Here is a 19,608-nt window from a genome sequence, read left to right on the forward strand (position 1 = left end):
GACGATGATCAGATTCTGCACTATCGGTCAGCTTAACAGAAGTGTCGAAGCGACTTTGGTCGGAGTATTAGCCCTTGTGATGTATCCTGTCAGCATGAAAGATATAAAGAAACAGCGACGGGAACTGGAAAAACAACTCACCGAGGCCACATCCTATGAGCAGTGGCTGGCCATGGCCGGGCAACTGGATGAGCTGGAGGGGGCGCTGACGTGGCGGGGGGAAGGCGGCTGCGAGCTTCTGCACGAGAAGCTGATCCGCGAACACATCGACGCCATGGTGAACTGCCGTAAAAAGGGCGACACCCGTGGCCTTACCCGTGTGCTGCAGGAAAGCCTGTACCGCCACCTGGGCGAAATCGCCAATCCGGACCTCTACGCCATCGCCTGGACAGGTACCAAGTACCTGGTCACCGAATTCCTGGATGAAGTGGAACGCTCCATGAACTTCATCTGTGACCACGACATGCCGGGGGTGACGGACCAGCAGAAACTGCGGCTGTTCCGCGATGCCGAGCGGGTTTACGGTCGCCCTGCGCTGATGCTCAGCGGCGGCGCTGCATTCGGGGTTTATCACATCGGTGTGACACGCGCACTCTGGCAACAGGGCCTGCTGCCAGATGTAATTGCCGGCTCCAGCATGGGCGCGATTGTGGCCGGCGCTATCTGCACGCGGAACAATCAGGAGCTTGAACGTTTTTTCAATGAGCCCGGCGAGATCCATCTCGACGCATTCCGCTGGCTGGAACCCGGCCGTATCTGGCGGAAACGCCACGCCATGGACCAGTCGCATCTGCTCCATCACATCCACACCAACATTGGCAGCATCAGTTTCCGGGAAGCGACAGAACATAGCGGGCGCACCCTCAACATTTCGGTATCGCCTACCCGAACCCGCCAGAAACCCAGATTGCTGAACAGCCTTGCATCGCCGGAAGTACTGGTGGACTCCGCAATCCTGGCTTCCTGTGCGGTTCCCGGCATTTACCCGCCGGTAACACTTCAGGCAAGGGACAATGAGCGGGGCAAAAACGGTAAAAAACCCTATATGCCGACGGAGCGCTGGATTGACGGCAGCGTACACGGCGACCTGCCGCTGATGCGCATGGCCCGGCTCCATAATGTGAACCGCACCATCGTCAGCCAGGCCAATCCCCATGTATTGCCGTTTATCAGCCATCATCATGAGCGCGGGGCAGGCGCGTCCGCCAAACAGGCGGCAGCCTCAATACTGCACGCCCAGGTAGCGACCGCGCTGGAACTGACCCACAACCGATGGTCATCAGGCATACTGCGGCCACTGCTGGAGCAGGCGCACGCCATGGCAACGCAGACCTACCTCGGGGACATCAACGTGCAGTTCCCGTTCCGGCCGTTGCTGTACCGCAAGGTGCTCGCCAATCCCAGCCGCAAGGACCTGGAAATGTTTATCCGGCTGGGTGAGCAGGCCACCTGGCCACGATTACCGATGATCCGGGACCAGACCCGTATCAGCCGCACCTTCAGCAACTGCATTGCACGGCTCGAGAAGGCCTGCGCCGCGAACGACAAACCCCCGGGGTAGCCGCTTGCAGACCACACGGATAAAAGGCCTGACCATTGCCGCCCTGGGCGTACTGTTTATCGTGCCCGATGCGCTGCTGGTCAAGATCACCTCGGTGGAACCGGTGGTCTTCCTGTTCTGGCGTGGCCTGCTGCTGGCAATCAGTTTCCTGGTGATCAGCTGGCTGAGATACCGCTCCCGGCTGACCACCGAGATCCGGCGTTGCGGCTGGAAAGGCCTGTTCTGCGCCGGTGCGTTCGGCATAAGCACCCTGGGCTTCGTGGTGGGCATGAAAAACACCGCGGCGGGCAACGTACTGGTTATTCTCAACACCGCGCCGGTGATCGCCGCGCTTATTGCCTGGCTGGTGTGGAAGGAAACCCTGCCCTGGAGAACCTGGGTGGTAATCCTGGTGTGCGTGACCGGCGCCACCTTCATGGCCATTGGCGAATGGGGCAAAGGCGATCCACTGGGGCTGATGATGGCCGGCGTTGCCGCAACCGCCCTTGCCGCCAACCTCAACGTGGCGCGCTCCCGGCCCGACTGCGATATGAGCGTGATGCTGATGTTTGGCGCCCTGTTGCTGGCCATCGTCGCGGCATTCATGGGGGGTGCCGAAGCGCTCTCGGCACGGGACGGCTTTTTCATTGGCCTGCTCTGCCTGGTCTTCCTGCCTACAGCGTGCATCCTCATCCAGATCGGCCCCCGCTACATACCGGCGGCGGAAGTCAGCCTGATGCTGTTGCTGGAAACCGTGCTGGGGTCTTTTCTGGTGTGGCTGTTTCTGGGAGAGGTGCCGCCAGACCTCAGCCTGATTGGCGGCGTGATTGTATTCTCGGCGCTGGCAACCCATGGCTGGATAGAAGTAAGACGCTACCGCAGAGCCCGGGTAGCAGTTGATTAACCGTGCCCCGGGACGCGAAGATACGCGCTGACTGAAAACAAGGAACCCTGACCATGGCCACCGTACCGACCCTGACCGATGCCCTGCTCACCCTGGAAAACCGGGTAGCCACCCTCACCCTGAACCGTCATGATCTGCGCAACGCTCTGACAGGTTCCCACCTGATCGAAGACATCGTCACCACCGCAGAATGGGTGAACCGGTGCCAGGACGTATCGGTACTGGTGATCACCGGCGCCGGTTCTGCCTTCAGCGCGGGCGGCAACATCCGCGACATGGCCAACCGCAGCGGCGACTTCGCCGGCGATGTGGCCGAGTGTGCAGAACGCTACCGCAAGGGGATCCAGCGAATACCCCTGGCCCTGCAGGCGGTGGAAGTCGCCATCATTGCCGCGGTAAACGGCCCCGCCATCGGCGCAGGCTTCGATCTGGCCAACATGGCCGATATCCGCATTGCTTCGGAAAACGCAAAGTTCGGCGAGACCTTCCTCAACCTCGGCATCATCCCCGGTGACGGCGGCGCCTGGTTCATGCAACGCCTGATCGGCTACCAGCGCGCCTTTGAACTGACCCTCACCGGCAGAATCATTGATGCGAAGGAAGCACGGGAGCTGGGCATTGTGCTGGAAGTGGTACCCGCCGACGAATTGCTCAACACCGCAAACACCATGGCCAACCGCATCGCCAGCCAGCCTCCGAAAGCCACACGGCTGACCAAAAGGCTGATGACAATGGCACCGCGGATGGAACTGAAAGATTTTCTGGACGTGTGCGCGAATTTCCAGGGCATGTGCCACAACGAGCCGGAGCATCTGGAGGCAGTCAATCGGATGTTGGAGGCTATGGCTAAGAAGTGATGATTAAAAAAGCCCGGGTGGTCTGAGCCATCACCGGGCTTCTTTTTCTTATTGACCAATGGCGGAGTTACCTGCCTCTTCGGTCATACTTATTCCGATCATATTGACCAGGGATTTACCCGGTCGAATTTTCGTTATCTGGTGCCAATAAACACCGACCTGACGTCATCATTAGTACCGGCGAATACAAGCTCCTTACCGCGCTCCTCGGAGCTTTGTATATAACCGACGATCTGATAATCGCCATTCCGCTGATCGCTCGTCACCCCGTTTAAAGGGGGGCATTCGGTGAACGAAAGGGTGCCTTCGAATATGTTATAGGCCGGATCAGGTATGCTGATGGCGCCGCTGGGCCCACTAATGACGCAGCCCGTAGTGTCAGATCCCGTGACGGACCCGTCAAGACTTATATTGACCTCCGTGGTAATCTCACCGGCTAACATGGAATAAGTTGCGTTGAGATCTTCCTCCATTGTCAACTGTTGATCACTTAGCGCATTAAAGCGCTTCCCTGTTATGCTCAAATCGACGTCAGAGTCCGCAGCGTCTCCAGTGAATGCGGCGGTGAATTCCTCCAAACTGGCAGCGCTACCTTTAAGAGATCCATCAATAGACCTCCAGATGCGGGATTCATCCAAGAAAACGTAGGTTCCCTTTTCTTCTTCCTCAACATCTTCAGAAAATGTATCGTCGCTTTGAAACGTCAGTCTTCCGAATGTTCCAGCTTGAGTCTCGGTGGAGAAAACTGCATATTCCCCAGTCGAGCTAAGCAGCGCCAACGCTGATTGGTCGGGCTCTCCAGACTCGGTAATGGTTGATGTGAAAATACCCGGTTTAACGACGGTTTCCACAGCCACTGGATCACTGCCATCATCCGGCGTTGAACCACTTCCGCCATCGGTTCCCCCACCGGTTCCATCGTCCGATGACGATGACCCGCCGCCACCACCGCAGGCAGCCAACGAAAGTGCAATGAAGAGCACTGAAAATCCTGGTAATACGTTTCCGGTGAGCTTAGACATCCTTTTTTCCTTATTCTCGACTTCGGCCAAAGTCCCTTTTCCGTCAGGTAATGCCGGAGCCCGGCGGTGAGCCAGGCAGGCAAAGTGGGACTGCTGTTTTTTACAAACCACTCTTGGTCTACTGCTAACTTTAGATTGTAACGGTTGTTAATGCAAAGGTAACAGTTTGTTACGTATGTAGCATTATTTTACTCAAAAAGGCCGATTAAGCTTGCGCGTTGATTACCCGAAATCTGAGTTGATTGAAACAAAATGCAGATACGGGTGGTTCCTCTGCCCTGCGACAGGTCCCTGGCAGGGCAGAGGAATTTGCGGTAATTCCGGCACGCTAATCCTGCGCTCTGTATTAGCGCCGCCTGGTAACCACCAGTCCCAGGAGCCCGAGAATCATCAGGCCAAAACTGGCCGGTGTCGGCACCGCTACGGGGGTTTCACCATTCCCGGTTCCGGGATCCGGAGCTTCCTCTTCGGTTATGCCGGCGTAAAGTACCTGAGGCTGTGAAAAGTTATAGAAACCAAAAGACCCGTTCTGGAATGCCCCACTGATATCGAACTGAAGAACATCATCCACCAATACCTTGATGTTGCTCTCGGTGAAGATAATGTCGAAGAGGTACGATGTATTATCGTCCCAGCCCGTATTACCGAGAGTCCGGGCCCGTTCAAGGAACGTCACATTGCCAGTATGGGTCCAGGCGTCGGCTGACGTGTCTGTGCCACCGGCATCAATCGATCCTGTCACTCTCGAGACAGACATACCGGCATCCCAGCCGCTCTGGGTACCCTGCTTCCAGTCAACCAGGATGTAGTCCGCCGTGTCGGCGAACAGGTCACCGTCGTTATAGCCCAGTACAAACCCGACAAAATCATCATCACCCGGGGTTTGTACTTCAATAGACCCTCCCAGTGCGGTGCCCTGACTGTCCCTGTTGTTAAAAAACACGGTTGGCCGGCTGTTCAGGCTCTGCTTTACGGCATCATTCGATGCCTGCAGCGTCCAGTTTCCGCTGCCATCAATCTCCCAGTCAGACAGATCCGCAGGCACTGCGTGCGCCAGCCCGACAAAGCCGGAAAGCATTGGCAAAGCCAGTAAACAAAGCAGTTTGTTACCAAAGTACATAACATGAACTCCTTTCCCTTTTGTTATAAGAAATCATTTGCACAAAACCGCCGTTAGGTCATCTACATCTCTTTCCTGATCACACCATCGGCAAAAATTTAATCAAGCACACTCTGTACCGTTGAAATTAAGTGCGGGGTTATCAATCAGTTGGAGTTCGATGGAGTGGTAGAGCGTAAAAAACGCTGACGCACCGTTGGTGCTGCGGAACGCTGTCAAGAAGCCGCTTTCTGGCGGTCCCTTGTCAGCAATGCCCCGAAGTCATCCGGGTGAAGTGGCCGGGAGAACAGGAAACCCTGGGCATAGTCGCAGCCGGCACGGGTGAGGAACTGCAACTGCTCGTCGTTTTCCACGCCCACGGCGACCACCTGGACGTCTATCGCGTGAGCCATAGCGATGATGCCTTCCAGTATGCGGTCGGCATCGCCACCCTGCCCGGCGTCCCTGATCAGCTCCCTGTCAATCTTGACGCTGTCCATCCTGAACTCCTGAAGTGCCAGCAGGGAGAAGGGTTCGATACCGAAATCGTCGATTGCCAGGTGTAGCCGCAACCCTGCCAGGCCCAGGCTCCTGACCGGATTGAAACCGGAGGCATGGATGTTGTTCAGGGAGTCCGGAGTCAGCTCCAGGGTGATCCTGCTCTCATTGAGGCCAATTTCTGTCAGCCGCGCTCGCCATTGGTCCACAAGGCTTCGGGTCACAAACGACGCCGGCGATTCATTGATGTTGATGGGAAAGGCCTCGTTACTCAGGTCGCGCCACTGCAGCGAGCAGGTCACCGCCTGCTCCAGTACATACGCGGTAATGCTGTCGGTCAGGCCACTTTGCTCGGTGATGCCGAGAAAGGCGTCCGGAGCCAGCAGTCCTCTTTGCGGATGATTCCATCGCAGCAACGCTTCTGCCCTGGATATGGCTCCGGAGCGGATGTCGATTATGGGCTGGAAGTAAACCTCCAGCTGGTTTTCCCTGAGGGCATCATCCAGCTCCCTCCTCAACTGCAGATCCTCTGACTCGCTCTGCTCCATGGACGACTCGTAGACCTGAATCCGGTGACCTCCCGCCTCTTTGGCGGCGAACATGGCCTGATCGGCATTGTGCATCAGTCTGTCGGCATCCGCGCCGTCACCGGGGAAAACTGCCAGGCCAATGCTGGCCGAAATGTGTACCCGGTGAGAGTCAACGTCAAACATCTGTTCGAGGCTGCCAAGAAGTACCTTTGCCGCTTCCATCGCGCCATTCCGGTCGGTCTCTTTCAGGATCAGTGTGAATTCGTCTCCGCCCAGGCGGGCGACAGTGTCCATGGCCCGGACCTTGGTGTTTATGCGTTCGGCGACTTTCACCAGAAGCCGGTCACCGCCCCGGTGACCAAGCTGGTCGTTGGCCTGCTTGAAGCGGTCCAGATCGATGAACAGCACAGCAAAGGAGCTGCCTTTTCGTTGGGCCTCCAGCAGGGTCTGCTCAAGCCGATCGATGAACAGCCGCCGATTGGGGAGGCTGGTGAGCGCGTCAAAATTGGCACTTCGCCAGACCTGATAATCAGTCCGTTTACTTTCGGTGATATCCCGCGACGTCTTGATAACAGCCTCAATTTCTTCCCTGTCATTAAAAACCGGAACAAATTTGCAGTCCAGATACAACTCGGGACCTGACGGAGAGCAGTGGTGATACTCTCTGTGGAGGGTCTTGCCGGTGGTAACGGCAGTAGCGATCGCGTCGTGCAAGTCTGTGGCCAGGCGCAGACCCAGCTCGTGTGGCGTTTGACCAATAACGTCCCGGGCCGTGGCATTGACCAGATTGGCCATCGCCGCATTGAGAAACAGGTATTTGCCATCGGGGTCGAAGATGGCGGCGGGGTCGGAAGACGTTTTGAGCATGGCTTCGATCAGGTATGTTACCCGATCCTTGAGTGCTGAGAAGCTGGATATTGAGGTGGCAATCAGTTGGTCGATAGCCTCGTTGAAGCGCACCAGTTCATCAATGTCTTTTTCGGTAAGACCCCGCTGTTCAACGCCCCAGGCCTTGGTAACCCGGGCACGGAGGGCCCTGAGTTCCTGCACCATCTGGAGCATGGACATACCCTGCCCCAGACGGTGTTTGCCATGCTTTCCTCCGAAGTCGGAACCGGAGACTTTGCCTTTGCCAAGGGCCTTGCGCGCAGACTCGTCCCCGGTCTGGAAGGTACTGAGGTCGTCGGCGACGAAGCCCAGCATCGAACGGGCGTGATCCCTCAGGGCACGGCTGTCTTTGCCCCTGAATTCCGGCGCGATTTCCAGCGCGGCTTCTTCCCAGTCTTCAAGCAGTCGCTCCATGTTGGTCTGGATAAATCGGGCCAGCTTCATAGCGTGGGCCTCCTCCGTGGTATGTGGGCAGGGGCTAATCCGGGTAGCCATATCATTCTTTTCCGGAAAAAACGACGCTTCCGGGAGCGAAAAGCCGGAGTATGCGCGCAGAGATCCTATTCGAAGTTCTTGTAAAGTGTGCGTTAATTACACGTTATCAGTCACAGCTGACGTTCGTTTGTGCGGTAACAGACCGGCGTCCGCTTTCGTCTTTTTTGCGCTCTGTGCGACAGCGAACAGACCGGCCAGGGCCGAAAGCCTATTGTGGATCCAGATGAGGCAAAGGAGATGCCTGAACAGGACGTTACATCATGCGCCGCAAGGATGGGGGCGTTACCAGAATTCAGGATTTTGAAGAAAAGGATCTACACATGAACAATATAGTCTATATCGTCGGTGCCGTGGTTATCGTTCTGGCGGTTCTTTCCTTTTTCGGCTTTCGTTGAGCCGGGGCTGTCAGTCGCCCCTCTCTGGCAGTCAGGTTATGGCCTCCAGAGCCTCCCAGAGCCGTATTTTATGCTGTTATTCCGGCGCAGCCGTTAGGCCAGGCATTTGTGCCAGTGGCTTGCGTGGAGGAAGCACGATTGTTGCTGGAGAACCGGTGAACTCCGCCGTTAGCGGAGACGATACTGTTGGCCACTGCCCCTTGAGTATGTTGTCCGGCGCCTCGCCGTCAAAGCCAAGATAGCTGTACTTGCCGTAGTGGGGAAGCTTGCGCGCCAACCCTGGAAGTGCCGCTGTGTTTCCACTTGCCAGCCACGCCAGCGCATGTTCCGAGTCTCCCGACTGCCTTGCCACCGCAACGACAGCATGTTCGGACTGATCAAGCGCTTGTCCATCGATCGTTACACCCCCGTCTGCAAGCGCATAATCGTAGCCTTCCAGGGCCTTATCCATCGCCTTCCGGAACCGGTTATTCCAGCCGAACAGCCATATTGTCCTGTCGTCGGGCAGCGTTACCAGTTCATCGTCGCGTATCAACTCCACATCGCTATCCCGACCTCCCTGCCAGGACTTTCCCAGTTGCCTGTACGCGGTAAGCACGCGCTCAGGCGCTGAAGAAGGCAAAACCACCAATACCTTTTTATCCCCCATCGCCTGGCTTATAGCGGGCGGCACTTCCTGGCGATGGAGCCTGCGAAACAGATCGAACGCCGGATCAACAGCCAGGCGTAGAGGTCGGGCATGTAGGGCAAGGGAAAATTCAGATGTTTCCTGTGTCAGCTTCACTTCGCGCCAGACGGCCTGTTCATGGCCTTCTGACTGCAAGGCTATGGGAACACTGAGGGCGTAGGGCCTGCCGCTCTGGGTTTGATGAAGAAGGCCCGTAACCCGGTAGCCGGAGGCTGTCTTGTCGACAGACACCTCGGTGATCTGAAGCCGGGGGCCACCGGTACGGGTCGTCCATTGACTGAAAAAGGTATCCAGGGGCTGACCCGCCACCCGGGCAAAGGTTCTGGCAATTTCAGCCCAGCCGGCGTTCCTGAACCGGTAGTCGGCGTAGAGAAGGCGAAGCCCCTCTGTGAACTGCTCATCACCGAGCATTCGACGCAGCATATGGAATACCATCATTGTTTTACCGTACCCGACGGCCTCGGTCGCTGAATTATGACGGCCCCGGAATTCGGTCAGCGGAAAATCGTTATTCCCATCGACAAAATCTGCGTATTTTTGCAGCGCTGCGCGCCGATAATCAGCACCTTCACCCCGATTCTCTTTCAGCAGGTGGTCGGCAAGGTAGCTGGTCAACCCTTCAGACCAGTTGCCATTCGCGTAATCGACGTAAACACCATTACCCCACCAGTTATGCACTATTTCGTGTGGATAGGATGTATAGGGAATAAACGGCAGGCGTATGACACGGGGGCCCAGCAGTGTGAATGACGGCATGCCGTACCCGGTTTCCCAGAAATTTTCCACAAGCGCAAATTTGCTATAGGGGTATTCGCCAATCAGGCCTTCGTACATCTGCAGATAATGCTCTGTGACGCCGAGATATCGGTCGGCAAGCGCCTGATCAGGTTGGCGCAGGAAAACCAGCGTATCGACCGTGCCGGCAGTGCCCTTGTATTCCGTAAAGGGCGCCGCGATGAGATAGATCTGATTCTGAGGATGCTGCTCGGTCCATCGCTGCGCCGCCGTGTTATGGGTGTCTGCGCGCCGTCCCTGGCTAACGGAGTGCCATTTCTCCGGCAGGCTGATACTCATATCAAAACTGACTGGGCGTTCCTGCTGTATAACCGGGTACCAATAGCTGGAGCCGGCGAGGAAAACGCCATCCGTGTCGATCAGGCCGGGCGACACATCGAATCTTCGCGCGTAGTTATCAGCCAGGTTTTTTATCGGGTGGTATATCGTCCCCGAATACGAGATTTCTGCCTCACGCTGACCATTCCCGAGTTTCAGACGGTAGGATCGTGTCGGTACATGAGAGTCGCCCGTCTCCCCGGCATCAATGTGCTCGAGTATCGCCTGCCCGCCAGTTATAACAGGCTCAAGTTCAGCGTGGAGCCTGAACACCAGGGAGGCGGGCATGGTCGGTGGCAGTTTAAGCCGGACTCGTGCCTCCAACCGGTGATCCGCAGGCTGAATATCGATATCCATGGTGTAGTGAACTGTATCCCCGATGGCCTGGGGTACAAAAAACAGCACATATAAAAACCGGATCAGATGTCGCACAAGGGCTGTTCCATCCTGCTGTTCAAAGTGAGGCAAAGGGATTATGAGGCATTACTAACGCGGGATCGAGAGGCCAAGAGAGATTCTGTGGCTTATTGGTCTTTCTGATTACGCGCCACCACCTGGCAGATGTCACCCCATACCTGCCCGAACCGTTCCTCATTAAAGCCTGAGCCGCTCATCATCCACGTTGGGTATACGCCGGTGTCTTTGGCATGGTCAAACTGGCCCACAACATCCATATGGTCAGCGGAGTAGACACCGCCAACTTTGCCCCAGAACTGGCTCAAGCTCGGCACAATGCCGTCATTGGAGGTGGGCTCCAGAGAGCTTCCGAGGGTGTTCTGGACAGTGTCCCTGGTAGTCGCGTCGAGACGCGGGTACAGGTAATGAGGATGTTCTTTCTGCGTGATCTGATAGCAGATGGTATATATCAGGTGTGTGAAAGTCCCGTAGACGCTGCTGCGCTTCGGCATGAGCAGTCTGGCAGTGGGCGGCGGGGAGGCGGTGATGAAGCCAACGTAGTCGACGTCCCGACAGTCGAGAACCGCGGCGTTGAAGAGATCCATACCCTCAGGGGTCAGCTGTACCATGGCGCCCTGGTCTTCGGCGATGCGACGCAGATAAGCCCACACAGCGTCGCCTTGATCAGGGCGAAGTTGGTTCAGCAGGTTTTCCGCCAGGGAGTCAAGGATGTCGTCCCGTTGCCCTAGCAGGTGGTCCAGCCGCGCGTATTTATTGAGCAGGCGGGCCATGCTGTAGATGCTATAACGCCCGGGCCTGCTGGTAGCCAGCAAACTCAGAATCAACAACAGATTGCGGCCATTCATGCTGGTGAAGAAGCTGGCCATCGGGGTGCCGTGATGGGGCGTGGACAGGCTGATCGCGGAGCGAGTGCGCTGGGCAATTTGGGTTTCCAGCTGACCAGAATGTAGTTTAACACTGGGAGTCAGCATCAGGCGGATATCCAGTCCGCCGGTAGAATGACCAATAAAATGCAGGTTGTCCGCATGTTGACCACCATTTTTCCGCACGGCCTCAATCAGCACCTCCGCCCGGCGCCGGATAGAGCCTGTCGGTATGGTTTCCACCTCAATAACCTGAGGATCGATGCCCTGATCGAGCAACTTGCTTTTGATGACTGTCGCTACTTCGTGGAAATAATTGAATGCCCCCAGCTTGGTAAAACCAAAAAATCCGGGCACTAGGTAAATCTGGGTTGTCGTCATTCGTTGCATACCCCTTAACGCCGAGCATAGCAGCCGCTTCAAAGTTCGACGACTGATGAGCGAGCCGGGACTGATCTGCAGTAACTTTGCAGTAGGACAGCCTAATCAGGTCTGGTGTGGTGACATCAGAGACACTGTTCGAAGCCTGAAGTCTGAGGGAATACCGGCCTTAGGCTACCGGACCCTTCCTGAGGCCAGGAAAGATGTCGCTGGGTATCTCGTGGACTACTACAACAGGTAGTTGCCTCACGCATTCAGTGACGGCATTTCGTCCGTTGCTGCTGAGGAAAACCTTAAAATACCGTGCAGGATCAGTGGAACACTACACAAGAATTTTGTCTACATTAGCTCAAAATAGAAGACAAATAATACTTCGGAATACAGAGAAATGAACTTAAGCCGCTTTGATTAATGGTGCCCGGAGCCGGAATCGAACCGGCACGACCATAAGGTCGAGAGATTTTAAGTTATTTGCGCCCTTCTTTGCAGAAATTTGACAATGTTTTAATAAGCATTATAAAACAGCTTCTTACATAGCCTTTCTAGAAATCGTTGCTTGCTGTTGTTTGAAGAAATCCGCTAGAATTTGACCGATTCTGTCTACATAGTGTCTACATGAGGACACAAGGGACTTTCTGACGAATTCGAGTGGAGCCCTACCCTTGAGGATCACCAAAAGCTTTGTTGATAAAGTAACCATCCCCAAAACCGGCCCGGATGGGAAATCCAGCCAGGCCTTTTATCGGGATTCGGTCATTGCTGGTTTCGGTCTGCGGGTGACCAGCGGCGGCGCAAAATCGTTCATTGTGGAAAAGCGCGTTGATGGACGGGTTAAGCGAAAGACCCTGGGCCGGTATGGCAACTTGACCGTTGAGCAGGCGCGAAAGGAAGCCCAAAAATTCCTAGGAAAAGTAGCCTCCGGGCTAGACCCAATCCGGGAGGTTCAAGAAAAGCGGGTAAAGCGTATTACCCTGAATGATGCCTTTCAGGATTATCTGGCCACCCGGAAGAACCTGAAACCCAACACCCTCAATGACTACAACCGGTCCATGAAAGAAATGTTCAAGGACTGGCAATCCAGAGCCCTCAGTGACATTTCCCGCGACATGGTCATTACGCGCCATGCCGAATACGGAGCGCGTAGCCCTGCCCGTGCTGATAACGGAATGCGGATACTTAGGGCCATATTCAACCACGCTCTGCAACGCTATCAGGACGCTTCTGGCAAGCCATTCCTGGTAGCCAACCCGGTGGAGGTTCTGAGTCACCAACGCGCCTGGTATAAAGTTGAGCGGCGGCAAACGCTGATCAAGGATCACCAGTTGAAGGCCTGGTACGAAGCGACCATGCAGCTCAATAACCAGACTACGCGGGATTACCTGCACCTGGTTCTGCTAACCGGCCTTCGTCGAACCGAGGCGGCCACCCTCACCTGGGAGCAGGTCGACTTCAAAGAAAAGACATTGACGATTACCGAGACCAAGAACAGCCGCATTCACCGGTTGCCATTCAGTCATGCCATCGAAGAACTGTTACAGCGACGGTTCGATGATAAGTCTAGCCCCTTCGTGTTTCCCAGCGATTCTGAACGAGGCCACCTGTCTGAGCCTCGAACTGCCATCGCCCGTGTAACCAAGCTATCCGGCGTGTCTTTCACACTGCATGATTTGCGGCGCACCTTCGTTACAGCCGCAGAAAGGCTCGATATTCCAGCCTATGCGCTGAAACGGCTAATGAATCACAAAGACCCGAACGACGTGACCGACGGTTACATCATATTTGATGTCGAGCGTCTGCGCGTTCCTATGCAAAAGATCACTGACTTTTTCCAGGAGCAGACAGGCGCTGACCAAGCCTTTGCCTCCCTTTATCCCACTGTACGGAGCTTGCCGTGTTAATAGAACAGATGGACCATCTGAGCGTTTGGGAAGTCGCCCACCGCTGGCATGGTTATGACCCGAATCTGACTGACCCATTAACATTACCGCTACCTATCCAGGACACTCTGCGAAACATCACGCGGCAGCAATTCCGTCACGAGCTTTCCGTTTGTTCAACCAATGGCGTCGTTCGCAAAAGCCGTCAAACGTTACCGAGCTTTGAAGACTTCGTCATTCCGGAGTTTACAGAGTCCGAAATAGAGGAGGGTTCGACCGACGAGGGCCATCCCATGAAAACGGTGTGGTTAAGTGAGGCGGTCAACACTCTCAGCGAGGAGGATCGCCAGGACCGTTACGAGGAATTCTCGGACAACTGGACACGCCGGCACGACGAGGCGGTCAAAGATTTTCCTCGATGTTTCGATCAAAGGGTATTCCGAAAAGCGGATCTGGAAAAGGTCCACGTCTTGCGCTCTGATGTACTTAGGCTCTGTGAGCTGGGCAATATGGCTCTACCCGCCTTTTGGTTTTCGGACTCAGAACGAGAGGACCATCAACGGTATTTGGAAACGGGCAACGCCTCGGACTCAGTTCATCAGCGTGCCGCGCGTATGAAACGGGAAGAGATCGATGCTTTCTGGTCCCGCCTTAGTACTCAACAGAAGCATCGTCTACTTTGCCGTGAGATTGCTGCCGCTATTTGGCTAAAAGCACCCGACCGCAACATTGCGAATATCATACGTGACCCAGCTATCCATGAACTGGGAGGTGGGAAGTACTACGGCGATGACAAAACCGTCAGAGAATGGATCAAGGATCTGGACCCTCGACCACCGGAGATGAAAAAAGGCGGCCGCCCTGCTGGCCAATAAACCCCCCGTCTGAGAACAATAACCTCCCGTCTGAGCCAGACGGGAATATTTTGCTCGCCTCGAAACCCGCAAAGTCTCTCCAACGCCAAATAACGCGATTGGAGATACACAATGCAAACAGCCCTTCTCAATACCAAAGAAGCCGCCGAGTTCCTGGGTGTAAGTTGCGCCTTTCTGGAGCGGGACCGCTGCTATACCGGTCGAATTCGCTTCATCAAGGTTGGAAGCCGAGCGGTCCGGTATCGGCTAGAGGATCTTAACCAATTCATCGAAAATCAGGTCCGCCGTTCAACAGCCCACGTGGCGGTGTCGCTATGAAATGTTTAGCCATGCTCTATACGCTAATGCTAAGCCTTTTACTTGGCGTCCATTTTTTTGTGATTGAGAAGCGCGATCATGTCATGGAAGCGCATTTCAGTGCTGGTTGGCCTATTAGGTCAGGCGAACCTACAGCAGAAGGTCAAACCCCAGTGATACCGCGGGGTTTCGCGCCCGGTACTGTACCTGATGAACCCCGACCCCGAGACCTAACAGGTTCAGGCGCCCTTGAACGTGATCCGCCAGTAAATCGGAGCGCCAACATAATAAGTTTCTACAGGGTCAAAATTTCCGCGCCCAATTTCATTGGACCAAAGGCATCCGGAAAGGTGTGACATGAAACCCAGCTACACCAGCAAAGAAACCCTGGACCGGGCGCAGTTATCTGCGGCCCGGTTTTTTGATGAGCCGTATGGTTCTTTCATTAGTCGGGTACACCCAAACCTTGCAACTAAGCTTAGCAAGGATCGGGCTGCCCGACTGACCGAAGTGAGCCAAAGGCGAGAAGAGGCCTATAGGCTAGTCAAGGCGGCGAAAAGTCCGACAGACCGTTTTCCGGGCCTGACTGGGCTGTATTTCAACAGGCCAGGGGATCGGAAGTTCCCAAAACAGAATCCAGCCACCACAACTCCCAGCGGCAAGCCGGAAGCGGATCACACAGCGGCTGACCTGACCGGGCCGGGCACCTGGGCGGTAGTGGAAAAGCGCGATTGGTGCCAGGAACACCGGATCAGATTAGAAACCCGGCCGGGCGCGGGCGTGCAAACCCCGGATAGCAGCGGGGACCGCTGGACGGATATGTTAACCGAGCGCGGAGCTAGGAAAATCTCGGAATCCTGTTACTACATGGCATGCCAGCGCGGAGGATTTACTACCTTTGCAACCTTGACCCTCAATGACCAGGCGCGGGAGCGTATGACCCGCCAGGGAATGGTTCCCAAATTCCGGTTGGATGCAGCCGGGCACCCGCTGCCCCCAGAAGCCGCCAGGGCAAAACCGGGCAGTTTTTCGTTGAAGTACCACCCCTCGAAAGAAGAAACCCCAGCCTACAACGTGGCGGAGGTAAACAAAGATTGGAAACCGGTAACCATTCAAGACCCTGACTTCGGACCCCTTCGGTACAATCCGCTGAAAGAGGGTTATGTGTGGAGCCTGCAAAAAGAAGTCAGCCGGTTTTTTGAGGCGGCAAACAAGGTCTATCAGCGGGGGTGGCAGTACAAAAGACTGGCGAACCGACCAACCGAGCGTGGAGGGATTGCTTGCGACCTTGAAACCCGCCAGGAGTACCAACCGCTGACCATGAAAACGATAAAGGTAGCCGGATCGCGGGCGCTGTATTGTGCGGAAGCCGAAGCCGAGAGAGAGGAAAAGGGCGAACCCTACACCCCCATACGCTACTACAAGAAGCGGCCACCCTGCCCCCGTAGGGCGTACCGGGTATTGAGCGAACAACACGCGGGAAAGCTCCCGTACACCCCCCTGAAGTGGTGGCGTGAACCCCTGGCGTACCTTTGGGTGGCGGAGAATCCGAACCGCAAAGACGACAACGGCGAACCCCTCCCAATTTGCGATGAGGACGGAGTTTATAACGAACGTGCCACCAACCCGCATATCCATATCATGATGGCCTGGAGAGTGGAGCGTAAGCACTTCCGGCACTGGGCAGCGCGGTTAGAGAAGCTATGGGGGCATGGCACAAACCACTTGGAAAAGATTAAAGATCCGCAGAAAGCAGGGAGTTACGTGGCAAAGGCGGCGGGCTATCTGTGCAAGGCACAAGGCAAAAGTGATCAGGGTGAAATCCGGGGCAACCGCTACGGCATCGCAGCACGAGCCAGGGCACCAGGTTGGATCGAATGCGAACGGCATCAAGTAGGCATGATGGGATGGTTATTAGCCGAAGCACATGAACTGTGGAGCGAAAAACACGGAGACAAAATCCAACGGCGTGAACAACTCAAGTCCCAACTAGCGGCGGCAAATGATCCCACGTACCGACAAAAAATTGGGCGAATCCTGGATGCGACCCGCAAAGAAATTGAACCTTTACCACGAATGAGCAAGTACGCGGCGCTATTCAAAAGCGAGAAACAAAAAGATCAGTTCATAGATTGGGCCAGGCGCAAGGGCTGGACAAAAAAACCACAATGTAGTTTGTGGCTGACTGAATGGCGCAAAGCACAATGGGAGCGACGACAACACCGAATCATCACCAGGATAGACGCTGGAACGATGGAACGATTAGAACCGAACAGAAACGATGTTGTCGACTGGATAGAAATGGCCGATTCAGGAGCGGTTGCGTGCAGCGATGATCAACACTCGCCAGTCGCCATCGAAACTACTGACTATTTTGAAGGCCGACCCATTTTTGAACAGGAATCTTACTTAGCTCTTTATTGAGAGCGGAGATACCGGCCGCCGAATAGGACGGCGGCCTAGGAGTTACTTTCTTGAGTTATCTCAGTCCAATAAACAGCCCTGCAACTACGCCATTCCGACCTGCGAAGCTTATTTCGCCCAAGCTTGGATCATAAGCGCCAACGCCCGCAAAACTTCCATCGCGTTCAGACCCAGTGGCGATAGTTGTATCACCGCAATTCGAGGCAGTGTAGGTAACTTCAAAAATGTTTATTGCTGTATCAGGAATAGTGAGTGTTCCATTGAATACACAGCCGGTCTCATCGCTACCAGTTACTGAGCCATCCGAACTGATAGTCACGGATGAGGTATAAAAACCTGCCTCGTCCATAGTATATGTTCCAGATACCGCTTCAAGGGTCACTCCTCGATCACTAAACGTATTCTCGCGCTGTAGTGTGATATCAGAATTGAAGCCCTCTGCGCTGGCCGTAAGCGATGCAGACTCACTGGAGGTAACGGTGCCCGTCAAAGAACCAGTGGTGAGCTCCCACGAGTCGAAAAGAATATAATCCGTCCCGGAACCACTTATTGACGAACCGTCAAAGCTGATCGATCCAAAAGTTATATCATCCACGTCAAAAGCGGACGCGTATTTACCGGTTGGACTGAGATATGTGATTCCTTCTGCTGAACCACCGTCATCAAAGACGGACTTGGTCACAAAAGCACCTGCCTGAAGTTCTACAGTATTTTCGCTCGTGTCGGAACTACTGGAGCCCCCTCCACCACATGCACTTAGGGTAACCAATGCGCACAGAGCTGTGGCCGCACGTCCTGAGCTTTTGATTCTATAAAACATTCGAGCATTCCTTACTGCGGGGTTAGAAACCGCCCTCATCTAAACGTCTGAGGAAAAGGGCGTGATTGTCGCGGCAAAAAACCTGTTGTTGCAGAGATTTACCAGCCACAGAAACTTAGTTTGCGCTCTATCTCACCGCAAGTATGGCGCCAGTATTTTTCGTGAAGTTGTGTAACCAATCAGAAAAAATAAATCTGTTCCGGATTTTGTCCGAGCCGGACTGAAAAACAGCCCATTATTTAAACTACCTCAAAGGTGTAACACGCCTCTTCGCGTCGCAGAAGAAATCTTTTTCTTTGAGCATTGTTTGGCGAACAGAGCCAGTTTGATGTTTGATGTCGTAGCCTAAATTCCAGCACTTTACTGCAAAGTGCCACTGTGCGTATCGGCGGCAGCCTTTCCAATCTAGTCCGCCATACTCTTTGCAGACACTATTTGCTACAACTCTTCCGTTATTCGCAATTTGGTAGCTGAAGCGGTAGTGCTCGGGAGGATCGTCCGACAATTTTGTTCCAGCCCATGTAGACTCAAGCCCTAAAAGTAGCGCTACAACAAACGGCATTATTTTGGTTTTATTCAACTCTGTTTCCTTAAGCGCTGAGTCCCTGATCTCCGCAGATCGTTGGGCTCGATCGCAATCATTTAAATTGTTGGCTGCTAAAACACTCGCAGGCTGTCCAGGCCATCACCACCACTTTCACCTGAAAGAAACTGAACAAGAAAACCATCGCCACCTTGGAGTTCTGTCAATAACTGTACTCAGTGGTAAAAGCGTCAAGTATATGTAGCGACAGCTTTTCGTTATTTACTAATCACTGATTCAAATTCAGCAATTTTCTGAATCAAGTGCTCGTTGTATGTAGAACCATCGATACCAAAATGAGCTCGTCGGTGACAGTTTGGGCAAAGGGCGGCAACATTCAAGGGCTCATCTGGGCCTCCGTCACCCAAACGGTGCAAGTGATGGACCTCTAGGTACGGACCTTGTTTACCTTCAAATGGAGCCGGTTTTCCGCATCCTTCACAAACGCATTGGGAGCGCTTAAGCGCGTATAGTTTTACGGCTTCAGACCGGACGTAAACAGTTTGTTCGACTTGCTTCTTTGTAGCTTTTGCCGGCGCTTTCGCTCGCGCGAGCAAACCAAGTTCTGCCAAGGACATCTTTTTAGAAGGCTTTGGAATACCCTTAACTTCATGCTCAAATGGAATGCCCCCGCCCACAGGGAGTATCTCGAGATGAAAAATAAACGCTTCCCGGAGTGCCGACTCTTGGTCAGGTCGAGTGGCAGAGTGATGGTCGAGATACCTAGCTTCACCTACATAGCGAACCATGCCTTTTTGCACATACTCGAAAAGATGAAGCCTTTTCCCATTCTTGGCGTGATCTCGAATAGCTAAGTTGCCACGGACCATTTCCATGTCGCCGATCTGGCCCTCTCCTGTGTACCAAAAAGTACCATCATCCTGGAACCGGTCTTCGTAGCCATACTCAGCCCCGGCATCGCCGGTGAAGAGAAGTATTATTGGATGGCGGGAGGGAGTGCTGATACCACCCTGTCTCTGTCCTCCAAGTGGAATTTGGATATCTTCTTTACGCTTATAAAGCTTTCCTATTTCAAACATTC

Annotated in this window: 16 protein-coding genes; 8 read left to right on the forward strand and 8 right to left on the reverse strand. The window is 54.5% G+C overall.

Features of this window, described 5'->3' with window-relative positions; genetic code table 11:
- Positions 1-94: 94 nt before the first annotated feature.
- Genes DIT72_RS08525 through DIT72_RS08535 form a run of 3 tightly spaced genes read left to right on the forward strand, consistent with a single transcriptional unit; the run spans position 95 to position 3,301 of the window.
- Entirely contained in the window at positions 95-1,561 is a 1,467-nt protein-coding gene (locus tag DIT72_RS08525) for a patatin-like phospholipase family protein (protein ID WP_135954822.1), read from the forward strand.
- 4 nt (positions 1,562-1,565) lie between these two features.
- A complete protein-coding gene (locus DIT72_RS08530; RefSeq protein ID WP_135954823.1) occupies positions 1,566-2,444 on the forward strand; it encodes a DMT family transporter in 879 nt (292 codons plus the stop codon).
- A gap of 53 nt (positions 2,445-2,497) precedes the next feature.
- A complete protein-coding gene (locus tag DIT72_RS08535) occupies positions 2,498-3,301 on the forward strand; it encodes an enoyl-CoA hydratase-related protein (protein ID WP_135954824.1) in 804 nt (267 codons plus the stop codon).
- A gap of 134 nt (positions 3,302-3,435) precedes the next feature.
- On the opposite strand, the gene DIT72_RS08540 is transcribed toward DIT72_RS08535, so the two are convergent.
- The 3 genes from DIT72_RS08540 to DIT72_RS08550 form a co-directional block, all read right to left on the reverse strand.
- The gene (locus DIT72_RS08540) at positions 3,436-4,323 is read right to left on the reverse strand and encodes a hypothetical protein (protein ID WP_135954825.1); all 888 of its coding nucleotides are present in this window, start codon (positions 4,321-4,323) and stop codon (positions 3,436-3,438) included.
- A gap of 346 nt (positions 4,324-4,669) precedes the next feature.
- A complete protein-coding gene (locus DIT72_RS08545) occupies positions 4,670-5,443 on the reverse strand; it encodes a hypothetical protein (protein ID WP_206081084.1) in 774 nt (257 codons plus the stop codon).
- A gap of 215 nt (positions 5,444-5,658) precedes the next feature.
- The gene (locus DIT72_RS08550; protein ID WP_168355042.1) at positions 5,659-7,782 is read right to left on the reverse strand and encodes a putative bifunctional diguanylate cyclase/phosphodiesterase; all 2,124 of its coding nucleotides are present in this window, start codon (positions 7,780-7,782) and stop codon (positions 5,659-5,661) included.
- Positions 7,783-8,093: 311 nt separating this feature from the next.
- Between DIT72_RS08550 and DIT72_RS18480 the strand changes: the two genes are divergently transcribed.
- A complete protein-coding gene (locus DIT72_RS18480; RefSeq protein WP_265937498.1) occupies positions 8,094-8,228 on the forward strand; it encodes a hypothetical protein in 135 nt (44 codons plus the stop codon).
- A gap of 76 nt (positions 8,229-8,304) precedes the next feature.
- Here the strand turns inward: DIT72_RS18480 and DIT72_RS08555 are convergent, their stop codons facing one another.
- Both DIT72_RS08555 and DIT72_RS08560 read right to left on the reverse strand, forming a co-directional pair.
- The gene (locus tag DIT72_RS08555; RefSeq protein ID WP_135954827.1) at positions 8,305-10,461 is read right to left on the reverse strand and encodes a M1 family metallopeptidase; all 2,157 of its coding nucleotides are present in this window, start codon (positions 10,459-10,461) and stop codon (positions 8,305-8,307) included.
- Positions 10,462-10,553: 92 nt separating this feature from the next.
- On the reverse strand, positions 10,554-11,690 hold the full coding sequence (locus tag DIT72_RS08560) for an esterase/lipase family protein (protein WP_135954828.1): 1,137 nt from the start codon (positions 11,688-11,690) through the stop codon (positions 10,554-10,556).
- Positions 11,691-12,352: 662 nt separating this feature from the next.
- On the opposite strand from DIT72_RS08560, the gene DIT72_RS08565 reads away from it, so the two are divergent.
- From DIT72_RS08565 to DIT72_RS08580, 4 genes are all read left to right on the forward strand, one after another.
- Positions 12,353-13,588 carry a tyrosine-type recombinase/integrase gene (locus DIT72_RS08565; protein ID WP_135954829.1) on the forward strand — a complete coding sequence of 412 codons (1,236 nt, stop codon included), beginning with the start codon at positions 12,353-12,355 and terminating at the stop codon, positions 13,586-13,588.
- A complete protein-coding gene (locus DIT72_RS08570; protein WP_135954830.1) occupies positions 13,582-14,442 on the forward strand; it encodes a hypothetical protein in 861 nt (286 codons plus the stop codon). Before DIT72_RS08565 ends, DIT72_RS08570 begins: the two co-directional genes overlap by 7 nt.
- Positions 14,443-14,553: 111 nt before the next feature.
- Positions 14,554-14,760 carry a helix-turn-helix transcriptional regulator gene (locus tag DIT72_RS08575; protein WP_135954831.1) on the forward strand — a complete coding sequence of 69 codons (207 nt, stop codon included), beginning with the start codon at positions 14,554-14,556 and terminating at the stop codon, positions 14,758-14,760.
- Positions 14,761-15,096: 336 nt separating this feature from the next.
- Positions 15,097-17,163, forward strand: coding sequence for a hypothetical protein (locus DIT72_RS08580; protein ID WP_135954832.1), 2,067 nt, complete (start codon positions 15,097-15,099; stop codon positions 17,161-17,163).
- A gap of 55 nt (positions 17,164-17,218) precedes the next feature.
- Here the strand turns inward: DIT72_RS08580 and DIT72_RS08585 are convergent, their stop codons facing one another.
- The 3 genes from DIT72_RS08585 to DIT72_RS08595 all read right to left on the reverse strand — a co-directional run bounded on the left by DIT72_RS08585 (position 17,219) and on the right by DIT72_RS08595 (position 19,606).
- A complete protein-coding gene (locus tag DIT72_RS08585) occupies positions 17,219-17,845 on the reverse strand; it encodes a hypothetical protein (RefSeq protein WP_135954833.1) in 627 nt (208 codons plus the stop codon).
- A 382-nt stretch (positions 17,846-18,227) separates the two neighbouring features.
- The gene (locus DIT72_RS08590; RefSeq protein WP_135954834.1) at positions 18,228-18,563 is read right to left on the reverse strand and encodes a hypothetical protein; all 336 of its coding nucleotides are present in this window, start codon (positions 18,561-18,563) and stop codon (positions 18,228-18,230) included.
- Positions 18,564-18,784: 221 nt separating this feature from the next.
- Positions 18,785-19,606 (reverse strand): HNH endonuclease, encoded by an 822-nt coding sequence (locus DIT72_RS08595; protein WP_135954835.1) that lies wholly within the window; start codon positions 19,604-19,606, stop codon positions 18,785-18,787.
- Positions 19,607-19,608: the final 2 nt, after the last annotated feature.

Source organism: Marinobacter orientalis, assembly GCF_004792665.1.
Classification (GTDB): domain Bacteria; phylum Pseudomonadota; class Gammaproteobacteria; order Pseudomonadales; family Oleiphilaceae; genus Marinobacter; species Marinobacter orientalis.